The following is a 12703-nucleotide window of genomic DNA, read 5'->3' on the forward strand; positions in this document are numbered from 1 at the left end:
ATGGGGCGATGAGATGAAAACGAAAGCAGCATTCATGGCAATATTATTTTCGCTTATAACAGTTCTGTCAGCTTGCGGTGCAGGCAGTCAAACGACGGGAGCCGGGCAAAAGAAGGTACAGACGATCACGGTCGGAACTGGAACCCAATTTCCGAATATTTGCTTTATCGATGAAAAAGGCGATTTAACCGGTTATGATGTCGAACTGATCAAAGAGCTTGATAAGCGCCTGCCACATTATAAATTTACATTTAAAACGATGGAATTTTCCAACCTGCTTGTCAGCCTCGGACAGCATAAAGTCGATATCGTGGCACATCAAATGGAGAAAAGCAAAGAGCGTAAGAAAAAATTTCTGTTTAACAAGGTTCCTTACAACCATTTTCCTTTAAAAATTACTGTGCTTCAAAATAACGATACGATCCGTGGAATTGAAGACTTAAAAGGAAAACGGGTGATTACGAGTGCAACCTCCAACGGAGCGCTTGTACTGAAAAAATGGAATGAGGATAATGGACGGCCGTTTGAGATTGCCTATGAGGGCCAAGGCGCAAATGAGACTGCGAATCAGCTGAAATCGGGGCGTGCGGACGCAACGATCTCAACGCCTTTTGCAGTAGACTTTCAAAACAAGACGAGCGCTATTAAAGAAAAAACCGTCGGTCATGTGCTTTCAAATGCTAAAGTGTATTTTATGTTTAACAAAAATGAACAAACGTTAAGTGACGATATTGATAAAGCCTTACAGGAAATCATTGATGACGGAACGCTGAAAAGGCTCAGTTTGAAATGGCTTGGTGACGACTATTCCAAAGAGCAGTATTAGGTAAAAAGAGAGGGAGCAGTGATGGAAAAAGCGTTTGATATGAACATGATTGGAGATTTTGTGCCGACGTTAACCGCTTATTTACCGGTTACATTATACATTTTAACACTGTCCTTGCTTTTCGGTTTTGTATTAGGACTCTTTCTGGCACTGCCCCGCATCTACAATATGCCAATTGTAAATCAATTGGCAAAAGTGTATATCTCATTTTTCAGGGGAACGCCTATCATGGTGCAGCTTTTCATCGTGTTTTACGGAATCCCGGCGCTTACGGGGCTTATCGGGATTGATACAACAAAAATGGACCCGTTTTATGCTGCTGTCGCAACCTACGCGTTAAGCAATGCAGCGGCAGCCGCAGAAATCATTCGAGCGGGGGTGGGCAGTGTAGATAAAGGCCAAACGGAAGCGGCGTACAGTATTGGCTTAAGCGGTAGTCAGGCCTTCAGGCGAATCGTTCTGCCCCAGGCACTTGTCCAAGCGTTTCCGAATATGGGAAACATGGTGATCAGTTCTTTAAAAGATACATCTCTAGCTTTTTCAATAGGTGTTATGGATATGTCCGGAAGGGGCCAAACACTGATTACCTCAAGCAACCATTCTCTTGAAGTTTACATTGCGCTATCCATTGTTTATTATGCTGTAGCGATTTTATTCGAATGGTTCTTTCGAGTGGCAGAAAAACGAATCAAGAAGAATCAAACAAGGATTGTTACTGTTTTTGACATGAACATACATTGATATATTTCTTCGGATGAGGGGGGAGAAGATTGCAATTTGACTTTCCGTTTATCGTTTCCGCCATGAAAGAAATGGTAAAGACCATTCCTCTGACATTGATGATGGCTGTTTTGCCGATTGTGTTTGGATTTCTCGTGGCTCTTGGAAATATAATTGTTAGAATTTTTAGAATTAAGGGCTTGGTGGCTTGCTCAAGGTTTTATGTGTCTTTCTTTCGAAGTACACCTGCAATTCTTCACATTATGTTGATTTATTTAGGGATACCGCCTGTTGCAGATCAAGTCAGCAGTTTTTTTCATCTCGGCTGGTCCGCCAATGAGATACCGGTCTCCATGTTTGTCATCATAGCCTTGTCTTTAACTGCCGGAGCTTATCTGACAGAAATCATCCGGTCGGGCATTCTGGCGATGGATACCGGACAGGTCGAAGCGGCTTATTCAATCGGCTTGACACACAGCCAAACCTTTCGGCGTGTAATATTGCCGCAGGCGTTGATGGTTTCCATCCCAAACTTCACAAATTTGGGTATCGGCTTTTTGCATACCACCTCTATCGCGGCTATAGTGGCTGTCCCAGAGATTACAGGGACGGCGACTATCGTTGCTTCTGATAATTATGCATTTTTAGAAGCGTTTATCGGAGCAGCGATTATCTATTGGGTGCTGACTCTTATCCTAGAATCCGTAAATGGAGTATTAGAGAGAAAGGCAGCCAGATTTCAAGGAGGCACTTTATGATTGAGATTAAGAATATCCATAAACAGTTTGGCATCCACCATGTATTAAAAGGGATAAATCTCACGGTACGCAAGGGAGAAGTTGTGACGATTATCGGGCCGAGCGGATCAGGGAAAACCACCTTTTTACGGTGCCTGAATTTATTAGAACGTCCAGACGAAGGGATCATTTCTATACATGACAAAGTGATTAATTGCAGCTTTCCGTCCAAAAAAGAGGTTCACTGGCTCAGAAAACAGACGGCAATGGTATTTCAGCAATACCACCTGTTTGCTCACAAAACGGTAATTGAAAATGTCATGGAGGGCTTGACGATTGCCCGGAAAATGAGAAAACAAGACGCGTATGCCGTAGCGGAAAATGAACTGAGAAAGGTCGGGCTTCAAGATAAATTGAACGCTTATCCGAGTCAGTTATCGGGAGGACAAAAGCAGAGGGTCGGGATAGCAAGGGCGCTTGCCATTCATCCTGATGTGCTGCTGTTCGATGAGCCGACGGCAGCGCTTGACCCGGAGCTGGTCGGTGAAGTGCTTGAGGTAATGCTGGAAATCGTGAAAACCGGAGCCACCATGATTGTTGTTACACATGAAATGGAGTTTGCAAGAAGGGTCTCTGATCAAGTTGTTTTTATGGATGAAGGAGTCATTGTTGAGCAAGGAACCCCGGAGGAAGTCTTCCGCCATACCAAAAAAGACAGAACGAGGCAGTTTCTCCTCCGTGTTTCGCCGGAATATTTATTTGAACCAAAAGAACACATAAAGGAGCCGGTGATATGATCCGCTTAAGTATTTTAGACCAAAGCTTGATTGGTGAAGGGGAGACAGCAGCTGATACATTACAGCATACAGTGAAATTGGCGCAAATGGCTGAAGAGTGTGGATATTACCGATTTTGGGTGGCCGAACATCACAATAATGATGAGATTGCAGGGTCTGCACCCGAGGTTCTTTTAGGCTATCTTGCTGCAAGCACAAGAAAAATTCGTTTAGCATCAGGCGGAGTGATGCTGCAGCATTACAGCTCCTATAAAGTAGCGGAGCAATTCCATCTTCTATCAGCGTTAGCTCCCGGCCGTATAGATCTTGGAGTGGGCAAAGCGCCCGGCGGGTTTCAGCTGTCCACAGACGCGCTGCAGGCTGAATATAAAAAACCGGTGCGTCAGTTTGATGAAAAACTGGAGGAGCTTACTCATTTCGTTCGGGATGATTTTCCTGATACCCACCGCTATGCTGCATTGCGTCCTAGGCCGCAGGTTGATCGGAAGCCGGGTATTTTTCTATTGGGAGGAAGCGCAGAGAGTGCCATTTCGGCTGCAAAACTGGGAATCTCTTTTGTCTTTGCTTACTTTATTAACGGTGAAGAGGAAGTGCTGAAGGAAGCCCGCCGAGCATTTGACGCGCATCTCCCGCCAGGATCTGAGGCTGAATTTCATCTTGCCCCCGCTGTTTTTGCGGCACATACAAAAGAAGAAGCGGAAAAACATATTGTGTCGCGTGAATCGATAAAAGTGGTTTTGAAAGACGGGCGTAAGGTCAACGTCGGTTCCCGCGAACAGGCTGAGGCCTATCTGGAAAACGTCACAGAGCCCTATGACATCATCGTGCAAAAAACCGGGATTATTGCCGGAACAAAGGAAGAAGTGGCAGAAGAATTAACACGTTTATCAGGCACATACAAAATCAATGATTTTGTTATTTTTACACCGATCAAAAATGCTGAAGAAAAACAGCTGTCTTATCAGCTGCTGAGCGATGCAGTTTTAGCTGCAAAACGTTAAGGAGGGACAGAAGAATGAGTGATGTTTTGAACATTGTGGTTTGGAGTAAAAAAGGCTGTTCGTATTGTGAAGAAGTCAAGAATTATTTGAATGAAAAAGGGTTCCCGTTCCAAAATATCGATGTTTCAGAAAAAGAAAAGCTTAGAGATATTTTACAGGTGAAATATGGGGTACGCCATGTGCCTGTGGTTGAAATCGGGCGCGGCAATCACTATCAAGGGATAACTGAAATCGGCATTGAACACCTTGATCTTGCACTTGCGAATTATATCCAAAGATAAAGGAGGCAAAAAGATGACACGTTCAGATTTTATTCAGTTTGGAGCCATGATTCACGGTGTTGGGGGAACAACTGACGGCTGGCGTCATCCCGATATTGATCCCTCGGCCAGCACGAATATTGAATTTTACATGAAAAAGGCGCAAACAGCCGAAAAAGGCTTGTTTAGTTTTATTTTCATTGCAGACGGCTTATTTATTTCTGAAAAATCGATTCCTCATTTTTTAAACCGTTTTGAACCGATCACCATTTTATCTGCGCTGGCATCAGTTACCAAAAATATTGGTTTAGTAGGGACGTTCTCTACATCTTTTACTGAGCCATTCACTATCTCCAGACAATTGATGTCGCTGGACCATATCAGCGGGGGCAGGGCAGGCTGGAATCTTGTTACTTCTCCGCAGGAAGGAGCGGCGCGCAACCATAGTAAGTCTAATTTGCCAGAACATACTGAACGTTACGCGATCGCACAGGAGCATTTGGATGTTGTGCGCGGGCTGTGGAATTCCTGGGAGCATGACGCATTTATACACAATAAGAAAACAGGGCAGTTTTTCGATCCGGCGAAGCTTCATCGCCTGAATCATAAAGGAAAGTATTTTCAAGTAGAGGGGCCCTTGAATATCGGGCGCTCTAAGCAGGGAGAGCCTGTAGTGTTTCAAGCGGGTTCATCAGAAACAGGCCGGCAGTTTGCTGCTAAAAACGCGGATGCGATTTTTACCCATTCCAATTCATTAGAAGAGACAAAAGCGTTTTATGCGGATGTGAAAAGCCGAGCTGTTGATGAAGGGCGTGATCCTTCAAGTGTGCGGATTTTTCCAGGGATCAGCCCGATTGTGGCAGATACGGAAGAAGAGGCGGAAAAGAAGTATCGTGAGTTTGCAGAATTGATACCGATTGAAAATGCTGTTACTTATTTGGCCCGTTTTTTTGATGATTATGATCTGAGTGTTTACCCGTTGGATGAGCCATTTCCCGATATTGGCGATGTGGGAAAGAATGCGTTTCAAAGCACAACAGACCGGATTAAGAGAGAAGCAAAAGCCAGAAATCTGTCATTGCGGGAGGTAGCACAGGAAATGGCTTTTCCACGGCCTCTATTTATCGGCACACCAGAGCGTGTCGCATCCTTAATTGAAACTTGGTTCAACGCTGAGGCGGCGGATGGGTTTATCATTGGGTCGGATATACCGGGAACACTTGATGCTTTTGTAGAAAAGGTGATTCCGATTCTTCAAGAAAGAGGGCTTTATCGTCAAGATTATCGCGGCGGGACATTGCGGGAAAATCTCGGTCTTGGCATTCCGCAGCATCAATCCGTTTTACATTCATCACATCAATAGGTTTCGTCTGATCGAATGCGGAAGCTGAGAGGGGAGGCTGACTTTTTTTACGATCATTGCCGGTACGGTTGTGAAAGGAAAACAATTAGGCAGAACGCTTGGATTCCCCACGGCAAATGTAGATGCAAAAATGCATGGGCTGCGTAATGGAGTTTATGGAGTTCTGGCGACAGTCAATCATCAATTTCATTTAGGGGTTATGAATATCGGTGTGAAACCGACGGTGGGCTCTAACCTTAAAAGGACATTGGAGATTTTTTTGTTTGACTTTCATAGAGACATCTATGGAGAAAAAATCGAATGCAGCATTCTCTTTAAAATTAGAGAAGAAAGAAGGTTTGATTCTTTGGAGTCTTTAACAAAGCAAATTAAAAAGGATATTTCGTGCGTTGCAAAACGCTTTGAGCTGATTGGGATTATGGCACCGAACAAAAAAGAAAGCCTGCTTTCCCATCAGGAGTTAAATCTTCCGGATCTCTGCTTTTACAAGAAGTGTAACAACCTATATGGCATCAACCGAGGCGTATACAATGTTATTGATAACTGGTTTTTTGAGTACGGAATTACACAAGTAGCTTACAGGCGCATTTATATTTTATCTTTTTTAAGCTTTTTGAAAGAAGATAATCCGAAAGTTTCCAGCAAGTATATAAGATTTGGGGCGGGCGGTCTTGCTGATAAATTGAACCGATTTATTTCATCTTATGTTGAAGAGTCTGAAGAAAATATATTGGGATAGGGAAAGGAGCGGAACATATGTCTTTGGATTATTGGAGAAATATAGAAGGCTCCTATCCATATCAGACTACAGGAAATGACATCCTGAAGTTGAAAGAGGAGTATAATCCCGTAAATTTCTCAACGCTAGAAAAGCAGCTCATCGGCATTCGCCGGCACTTGCACCAATATCCTGAACTGTCAAAAGAAGAATTTGAAACAACTGCTTTTATAAAAAAATGCCTTAAAGAAAAGGGGATACAGATTCGCCCTACTGCTCTAAAAACGGGTGTGTTCGCAGACATAGCAGGGGAGTCAGAAGGTCCGGCGATTGCTTTGAGGGCTGATATTGACGCCTTGCCAATTGAAGAAAAAACAGGATTGCCTTATGCGTCTAAACATAAAGGAATCATGCATGCGTGCGGTCATGATTTTCATACGGCAGCGCTTCTTGGTGCGGCCTTTTTATTGAAGGAAAATCAAGACAGTCTGAAAGGGAAGATTCGTTTATTATTTCAGCCGGCAGAGGAAGCGGGTGCCGGCGCTGCAAAAGTGATAGAGGACGGCCAACTGGATGGCATTGGTGCGGTTATTGGACTTCACAATAAACCGGATATCGCGGTTGGGACTGTAGGGTTAAAAACAGGCCCGCTTATGGCTGCTGTTGACCGATTTAAAGTAGAGATAGAAGGGAAAGGCGCTCATGCAGCATTGCCGCATAATGGTTTTGATCCAATTGTCGGCGCCTCTCAGCTTATTGTCGCCCTGCAAACGATTGTAAGCAGAAATGTAAACCCGCTGCAAAGCGCGATTTTAACCATAGGGAAAATCAACGGTGGCAGCACTTGGAATGTCATTCCGGATACAGTTGTCATTGAGGGCACTGTTCGTACATTTGATTCAGAGGTTCGTGATCAAGTGAAACAGCGTTTTTTGGCAGTCACAGAGCAGATTTCTGTCGCTTTCTCGTTAAAGGCAAATGTGAAGTGGCATTCCGGACCGCCGCCGCTTTGTAATGATGAGGAAATTACGGGGCTGGTGCGAGACGCTGCGCATAAAGCGAAACTTCAAGTCATTGATCCCGCCCCATCAACCGCGGGGGAAGATTTTGCTTATTATCTTGAGCATATTCCGGGATCCTTTGCGTTTTTTGGAACAGACGGTGATCATGATTGGCACCACCCTGCATTTACAATTGATGAAACTGCCATTATCAAAGCCTCTTATTTTTTATATGAAAGCGCCAAGAGATTGTTAGATTCGAATGAAGAATCAAAAATATCTGATTGATATAGATGGGGTGTTCTGATGAAGAAATTAATCGTTTTTGCATTTATTGGTCTATTGTCGCAGTTAATAGACGGTTCGTTAGGTATGGCTTATGGGGTTACCTCAACTTCTTTGTTATTGGCGTTTGGCATCACACCTGCTGTGGCTTCGGCTTCTGTCCATTTAGCGGAAGTCGTAACGACTGCCGCATCGGGAGTGTCGCATATTAAATTTGGCAATGTTGACAAACAAACCGTTTATCAGCTTGTCATTCCCGGCTCTATAGGCGCTTTTTTAGGCGCGGCATTCCTCAGCCATTTACCTGGAGATGTAGCGAAACCCTATATTTCTTTGTTTTTGCTCCTTCTGGGCGGATATGTATTGATCAGGTTTTTATTTCAATATAAACCGGCTCTTGAGAAGAAGCATGTGCCGTTAAACCGAAAACAATCCATCCCATTGGGAGTGATCGCTGGTTTTGCAGATGCCACAGGCGGAGGCGGCTGGGGACCGGTGACCACTCCGATTTTATTATCCCGCAAAGGCTTGAGCCCGAGGAAAGTTGTCGGGACTGTAGACACAAGTGAATTTGCCATCGCCGTATCTGCAACTGCCGGTTTTCTTATTTCATTAGGATGGGAGGACGTCAATTGGCTATGGGTGTTTTCACTAATGGCCGGTGGAATTATTGCTGCCCCTATCGCAGCATGGCTGGTGCAGAAGTTTCATCCGCAATTGATGGGTGTGCTTGTAGGAGGATTTATTATTCTGGTAAATGCCAGAACATTAATAAATGAATGGATCGCAAACACAGCTGTTTATCCATTGATCTATACGGCCATAGGGGCGATATGGCTATCCGCAGTTTTATTTGTTTTATCTAAAATAGGGAATCGAAATATTGTTAAGACAGCGGTTGATGTCCATTTAAAAGAAAAATAAAGGTTTTTCCGCTTTACGATGTAAAAGGAATCACGAGGGCCTTGCGCTTGACTGGAACGAAATCAACGCTGTAAGAAGCCGGTCGGGCTTCTTTTTTATTTTCCAGCCTCATTGCGTATAAATCCTTTGAAACCTTATAATAAAAACAAGAAGACTGTCCTTAGAGGTGAAAGGCTTGGCAACGAAGCATGAACAAATTTTAACGTATATCGATTCACTGCCTGTCGGTGAAAAAATTTCTGTCCGAAGAATTGCAAAGGAAATGAAAGTAAGCGAAGGAACCGCGTACAGAGCGATCAAGGAAGCAGAGAATAAAGGGTTTGTCAGCACGATTGAACGTGTGGGCACAATCAGAATTGAACAAAAGAAAAAAGAGAACATTGAAAAGCTTACCTATGCAGAGGTTGTAAATGTTATAGACGGACAAGTGCTCGGAGGCAGGGCAGGGCTCCATAAGACCTTGAATAAATTCGTCATCGGCGCGATGGAGCTTGACGCGATGATGCGTTACACCGCAGCGGGGAATCTTTTGATTGTCGGAAACAGAATCAATGCACACAGGCAGGCGCTTGAAGCGGGTGCGGCCGTATTGGTGACCGGGGGCTTTAACACGGATGACAGCATTGTGCAGCTGGCAGATGAGCTTGAACTGCCGATTTTATCCACGAGCTATGACACCTTTACAGTTGCCGCGATGATTAACCGGGCAATTTATGACCAGCTGATCAAAAAAGAAATTGTTTTGGTGGAGGACATCCTAACACCTGCTGACCGCACGGTATATCTTTCGCCTAAGGATAAACTTGAAAAATGGTATGAGAAAAATTTTGAAACGGGGCACGGCCGCTTCCCGGTTGTCGACGATCAAATGAAAATCCATGGCATTCTGACATCAAAAGATATTGCTGGCCATGACCGAAATGCATCTATAGAAAAAGTCATGACCAAAAATCCCGTCACGGTTATTGGGAAAACATCTGTCGCTTCAGCTGCGCAAATGATGGTATGGGAAGGGATCGAAGTGCTTCCCGTCACTGACGGCCACCAAAAACTCATCGGCATGATCAGCCGCCAAGACGTATTGAAAGCTCTTCAAATGATTCAAAAGCAGCCGCAGGTCGGGGAGAAGCTTGATGATATCGTTTCAAGGGGGTTTAAAGATGAGGGTGATGATAAAGAAGATCGAACGGTTTACGAGTATGAAGTCACGCCGCAAATGACAAATCAGCTTGGAACCATTTCTTATGGCGTATTTACGACTATTTTGACGCAAGCGGCAAACCGATTTTTGCGCTCGAAAAAACGCGGCGAACTCGTCATAGAGAGCATCACCATTTTCTTTTTGAAGCCTGTGCAGATGGAATCAGTCATCGAAGTCAAACCTCGCATCTTGGAGGCCGGCAGAAAGTTTGGGAAAATGGAAGTGGAAGTGCACAGCCAAGGTCATATCGTGTCTAAAGCGATGCTGATGGTTCAGCTGATGGAAAGAAGCTAAGGGACGTTCAGGCGCCCCTTACGCGTGATCTCTTTCAGCTTCTTTGGCGTGAAGGGGATTGTAATGCCTAAAGGCTTTATAACCTGCCCAAGCGCTTCCTGCTCCTATGACGATAAAGATACCGCCGATTACTAACGTTAATACTGAATGGAATAATATCATTTGGTTAAGCCCGTAGAACAGGACTAGTGACCCTAAGGCCATGCTTGATTTTGCTGAACATATTTCTTTTGCCAAAGATGGCTTTGCCCGTACGCCTTTTACTTTATAGTACACATAAAAGCAGGCTGAAAGCCCAATCAAAAAAACAAGAACCAGCATAAATGAAATCCTCCATCGTAAAAGTTTACAAACCCATTTTATACAAAAACGGGCTTGGTTTTGACGTTATTTTTCTTTTCCGTCGGCAGAGAATGTGATTTAATGAATAAAAACAATAAAGGAGTATCAAATGAAAACAGAATTGATCAGAACCATATCATTATATGACACGATTATCTTACATAGACATGTGCGTCCTGATCCGGATGCCTACGGATCACAGTGCGGGCTTACGGAAATCCTGCGTGAAACATATCCTGAAAAAAATATTTTTGCGGTCGGCACGCCTGAACCGTCCCTCTCTTTCTTATATTCCCTCGATGAGGTGGACAATGAAACATATGAAGGCGCACTTGTCATTGTCTGCGATACGGCAAATCAGGAAAGAATCGACGATCAGCGTTATCCTTCAGGCGCCAAACTAATGAAAATCGACCACCATCCGAACGAAGATCCATACGGTGACCTTCTCTGGGTCGATACAAGCGCCAGCTCAGTAAGTGAAATGATTTACGAGCTGTATTTAGAAGGAAAAGAGCACGGCTGGAAGCTGAATACGAAAGCGGCAGAGCTGATCTACGCCGGCATTGTTGGAGATACCGGACGCTTTTTATTTCCGAATACCACGGAAAAAACATTAAAATATGCAGGCGAGCTCATTCAGTATCCATTCTCTTCCTCAGAGTTATTTAATCAATTGTATGAAACAAAACTGAATGTGGTGAAGCTTAACGGCTTTATCTTTCAAAATGTGTCTTTGTCCGAAAACGGGGCGGCTTCTGTTTTCATCAAAAAGGATACGCTTGAAAAATTCGGCACAACGGCTTCTGAAGCGTCGCAGCTTGTCGGGACGCTTGGCAATATCTCAGGTATTCGCGCCTGGGTGTTTTTCGTAGAAGAAGACGATCAAATCAGAGTCAGATTCCGTTCGAAGGGGCCTGTCATTAACGGACTTGCCCGGAAATATAACGGCGGAGGGCATCCGTTAGCTTCAGGCGCCTCTATTTACAGCTGGGATGAAGCTGATCGGATTTTAGCTGATCTGGAAACATTATGTAAAGAACACGAGTAGAGGGGAGACCCTCTCTCTTAGTGTTCATCTGTGACGGGGATGAACCAGCAGCCGAAATCAGTAAGGTCCTCGTAGACTTGGAGATTGTGTGATTGAAGTTCTTTTTTGATGAGGGAAGCGAGTGAGTTTGTTTCGGCATATGCAGAAAAACCTTGTCTGAGACGGGCTGCTTGATCTTTTGCTAACTGACGGTCACTGTAAACCTCCATTTCCCTTCCTCCTTCCTTTCGCCATTAAGCCTCACATATAGTTTATAAAAAAGAATGGGAAAAAGCGACAGAAGTTTGGAGAATTTGAAAAAAATCCATAATTATGTGGCGAAAGATATTTCAAGTTCCACTGTCAGCCTCGTATAAATAATCAATTCTCTGACGGTTGCCTCGTATTTTTTCTCATTGATCATATAGACTTTATTTTCAATTGTCCGCTTCAAGAGATCCTTTGTTTGATAGACGCTCTCTATGTCTTTTGTAATCACCTCTGAAATATCATCCTTTACATGCTCCTCGAATTTCGTTTTATCCGGCTGTGATATTTTATATTTATCCCCATTCAACAATTTGACGCTGACGCTTTGAATCAGCAGTTTTCTTTTATTATCTTCATTCAGTTTATGGAGGTCTTCCTGATAGATCGAAATTTGATTGTTCAAGTCTTTTACATGCTCTTTTTGCTTTTCGATGAGGCTGACCTGCTCCTCTTGGAATGTTCCGTAAGTAAACAGGAAAAAGAACCAGCTGATTACGGCCCCGCACATCATTCCCGCGAAAAAACGCTGCCATCCCGGTTTTTTGTAATGCTGGGGGACCCTCATGAAGAAAGATGCTCCTGGGTCAGCCATGATATAATAAGCCAGCCGCTTTGCGCGCCTCCCATGGCCGAAATAATTAAAAGAAGCTGTTTAAAGATATCTCTCGTATTGCCTTCGAGTATGCCGCGTTCAAAGCTGTATACCGCATCAAAGGTGCCTCCGATAGCTGCGACAAGCGCCCATATTTTTAACCGGTTGGCAAGCTTTGTAATGGCTGTAAGCGGGGGTTCGCCTGCCAAGTATGCTCCGAGCCCTCCAATGAGTGCGCCCCCGATCAGCACCCCTAACGCAATGAAGTAGCTATTGATAAAATTCACCATAAATCCTGCTTCCTGATCCATCTTTATCACCTCACCTTTTATATCATATTGA

Annotated in this window: 15 protein-coding genes and 1 pseudogene; 12 read left to right on the forward strand and 4 right to left on the reverse strand. The window is 44.1% G+C overall.

From position 1 onward, the window contains the following. The first annotated feature begins 13 nt into the window (after positions 1 to 13). The 11 genes and pseudogenes from tcyK to ACQVGT_RS06355 all read left to right on the forward strand — a co-directional run bounded on the left by tcyK (position 14) and on the right by ACQVGT_RS06355 (position 10127). Positions 14 to 826 carry a sulfur-containing amino acid ABC transporter substrate-binding protein TcyK gene (gene tcyK, locus ACQVGT_RS06305; RefSeq protein WP_015384365.1) on the forward strand — a complete coding sequence of 271 codons (813 nt, stop codon included), beginning with the start codon at positions 14 to 16 and terminating at the stop codon, positions 824 to 826. A gap of 21 nt (positions 827 to 847) precedes the next feature. Then, positions 848 to 1567, forward strand: a complete 720-nt coding sequence (tcyL, locus tag ACQVGT_RS06310) for a sulfur-containing amino acid ABC transporter permease TcyL (RefSeq protein WP_015384364.1) — start codon at positions 848 to 850, stop codon at positions 1565 to 1567. Between the two features lie 29 nt (positions 1568 to 1596). Next, positions 1597 to 2304: a sulfur-containing amino acid ABC transporter permease TcyM gene (tcyM, locus tag ACQVGT_RS06315; RefSeq protein WP_015384363.1), complete on the forward strand. Its 708-nt coding sequence runs from the start codon at positions 1597 to 1599 to the stop codon at positions 2302 to 2304. Beyond that, a complete protein-coding gene (gene tcyN / locus ACQVGT_RS06320; protein WP_015384362.1) occupies positions 2301 to 3080 on the forward strand; it encodes a sulfur-containing amino-acid ABC transporter ATP-binding protein TcyN in 780 nt (259 codons plus the stop codon). Before tcyM ends, tcyN begins: the two co-directional genes overlap by 4 nt. Further along, the gene (locus ACQVGT_RS06325) at positions 3077 to 4081 is read left to right on the forward strand and encodes an LLM class flavin-dependent oxidoreductase (protein WP_015384361.1); all 1005 of its coding nucleotides are present in this window, start codon (positions 3077 to 3079) and stop codon (positions 4079 to 4081) included. Before tcyN ends, ACQVGT_RS06325 begins: the two co-directional genes overlap by 4 nt. A 14-nt stretch (positions 4082 to 4095) precedes the next feature. Further along, a pseudogene (locus tag ACQVGT_RS06330) lies at positions 4096 to 4379 on the forward strand (glutaredoxin family protein). Further along, positions 4376 to 5704: an LLM class flavin-dependent oxidoreductase gene (locus ACQVGT_RS06335; RefSeq protein ID WP_015384359.1), complete on the forward strand. Its 1329-nt coding sequence runs from the start codon at positions 4376 to 4378 to the stop codon at positions 5702 to 5704. The pseudogene ACQVGT_RS06330 and the gene ACQVGT_RS06335 overlap by 4 nt, the downstream one beginning before the upstream one ends. Positions 5705 to 5741: 37 nt before the next feature. Next, positions 5742 to 6443, forward strand: coding sequence for an RNA-binding riboflavin kinase RibR (gene ribR / locus ACQVGT_RS06340; RefSeq protein ID WP_041517997.1), 702 nt, complete (start codon positions 5742 to 5744; stop codon positions 6441 to 6443). A 17-nt stretch (positions 6444 to 6460) separates the two neighbouring features. Further along, on the forward strand, positions 6461 to 7711 hold the full coding sequence (gene sndA / locus ACQVGT_RS06345; RefSeq protein WP_015384357.1) for an S-alkyl-N-acetyl-metabolite deacetylase SndA: 1251 nt from the start codon (positions 6461 to 6463) through the stop codon (positions 7709 to 7711). 18 nt (positions 7712 to 7729) lie between these two features. Beyond that, complete coding sequence (locus ACQVGT_RS06350) at positions 7730 to 8632, forward strand: sulfite exporter TauE/SafE family protein (protein ID WP_015384356.1); 903 nt, start codon at positions 7730 to 7732, stop codon at positions 8630 to 8632. A 175-nt stretch (positions 8633 to 8807) separates the two neighbouring features. Beyond that, positions 8808 to 10127, forward strand: coding sequence for a CBS domain-containing protein (locus ACQVGT_RS06355; RefSeq protein ID WP_015483557.1), 1320 nt, complete (start codon positions 8808 to 8810; stop codon positions 10125 to 10127). 18 nt (positions 10128 to 10145) lie between these two features. Here ACQVGT_RS06355 and ACQVGT_RS06360 read toward each other — a convergent pair whose 3' ends face one another. Continuing rightward, entirely contained in the window at positions 10146 to 10448 is a 303-nt protein-coding gene (locus ACQVGT_RS06360) for a YtpI family protein (RefSeq protein ID WP_003229401.1), read from the reverse strand. A 130-nt stretch (positions 10449 to 10578) separates the two neighbouring features. On the opposite strand from ACQVGT_RS06360, the gene nrnA reads away from it, so the two are divergent. After that, complete coding sequence (gene nrnA, locus ACQVGT_RS06365; RefSeq protein ID WP_004398971.1) at positions 10579 to 11520, forward strand: bifunctional oligoribonuclease/PAP phosphatase NrnA; 942 nt, start codon at positions 10579 to 10581, stop codon at positions 11518 to 11520. Positions 11521 to 11537: 17 nt separating this feature from the next. Here nrnA and ACQVGT_RS06370 read toward each other — a convergent pair whose 3' ends face one another. The 3 genes from ACQVGT_RS06370 to ytrH form a co-directional block, all read right to left on the reverse strand. Further along, positions 11538 to 11729 (reverse strand): YtzJ family protein, encoded by a 192-nt coding sequence (locus ACQVGT_RS06370; RefSeq protein WP_003229407.1) that lies wholly within the window; start codon positions 11727 to 11729, stop codon positions 11538 to 11540. A 101-nt stretch (positions 11730 to 11830) separates the two neighbouring features. Next, positions 11831 to 12334, reverse strand: coding sequence for a sporulation membrane protein YtrI (ytrI, locus tag ACQVGT_RS06375; protein WP_003229408.1), 504 nt, complete (start codon positions 12332 to 12334; stop codon positions 11831 to 11833). Next, positions 12331 to 12672 carry a sporulation membrane protein YtrH gene (ytrH, locus tag ACQVGT_RS06380; RefSeq protein WP_003229410.1) on the reverse strand — a complete coding sequence of 114 codons (342 nt, stop codon included), beginning with the start codon at positions 12670 to 12672 and terminating at the stop codon, positions 12331 to 12333. The genes ytrI and ytrH overlap by 4 nt, the downstream gene beginning before the upstream one ends. Positions 12673 to 12703 lie beyond the last annotated feature (31 nt).

The sequence above is a fragment of the Bacillus sp. SCT118 genome, assembly GCF_058566435.1.

Excerpts from the sequence above, each read along its gene's own strand:
- tcyK (WP_015384365.1), top strand. The coding sequence starts at position 14 with ATGAAAACGAAAGCAGCATTCATGGCAATATTATTTTCGCTTATAACA.
- tcyL (WP_015384364.1), top strand. The coding sequence starts at position 848 with ATGGAAAAAGCGTTTGATATGAACATGATTGGAGATTTTGTGCCGACG.
- tcyN (WP_015384362.1), top strand. The coding sequence starts at position 2,301 with ATGATTGAGATTAAGAATATCCATAAACAGTTTGGCATCCACCATGTA.
- ACQVGT_RS06325 (WP_015384361.1), top strand. The coding sequence starts at position 3,077 with ATGATCCGCTTAAGTATTTTAGACCAAAGCTTGATTGGTGAAGGGGAG.
- ACQVGT_RS06335 (WP_015384359.1), top strand. The coding sequence starts at position 4,376 with ATGACACGTTCAGATTTTATTCAGTTTGGAGCCATGATTCACGGTGTT.
- sndA (WP_015384357.1), top strand. The coding sequence starts at position 6,461 with ATGTCTTTGGATTATTGGAGAAATATAGAAGGCTCCTATCCATATCAG.
- ACQVGT_RS06350 (WP_015384356.1), top strand. The coding sequence starts at position 7,730 with ATGAAGAAATTAATCGTTTTTGCATTTATTGGTCTATTGTCGCAGTTA.
- ACQVGT_RS06360 (WP_003229401.1), bottom strand. The coding sequence starts at position 10,448 with ATGCTGGTTCTTGTTTTTTTGATTGGGCTTTCAGCCTGCTTTTATGTG.
- nrnA (WP_004398971.1), top strand. The coding sequence starts at position 10,579 with ATGAAAACAGAATTGATCAGAACCATATCATTATATGACACGATTATC.
- ACQVGT_RS06370 (WP_003229407.1), bottom strand. The coding sequence starts at position 11,729 with ATGGAGGTTTACAGTGACCGTCAGTTAGCAAAAGATCAAGCAGCCCGT.
- ytrI (WP_003229408.1), bottom strand. The coding sequence starts at position 12,334 with ATGAGGGTCCCCCAGCATTACAAAAAACCGGGATGGCAGCGTTTTTTC.
- ytrH (WP_003229410.1), bottom strand. The coding sequence starts at position 12,672 with ATGGATCAGGAAGCAGGATTTATGGTGAATTTTATCAATAGCTACTTC.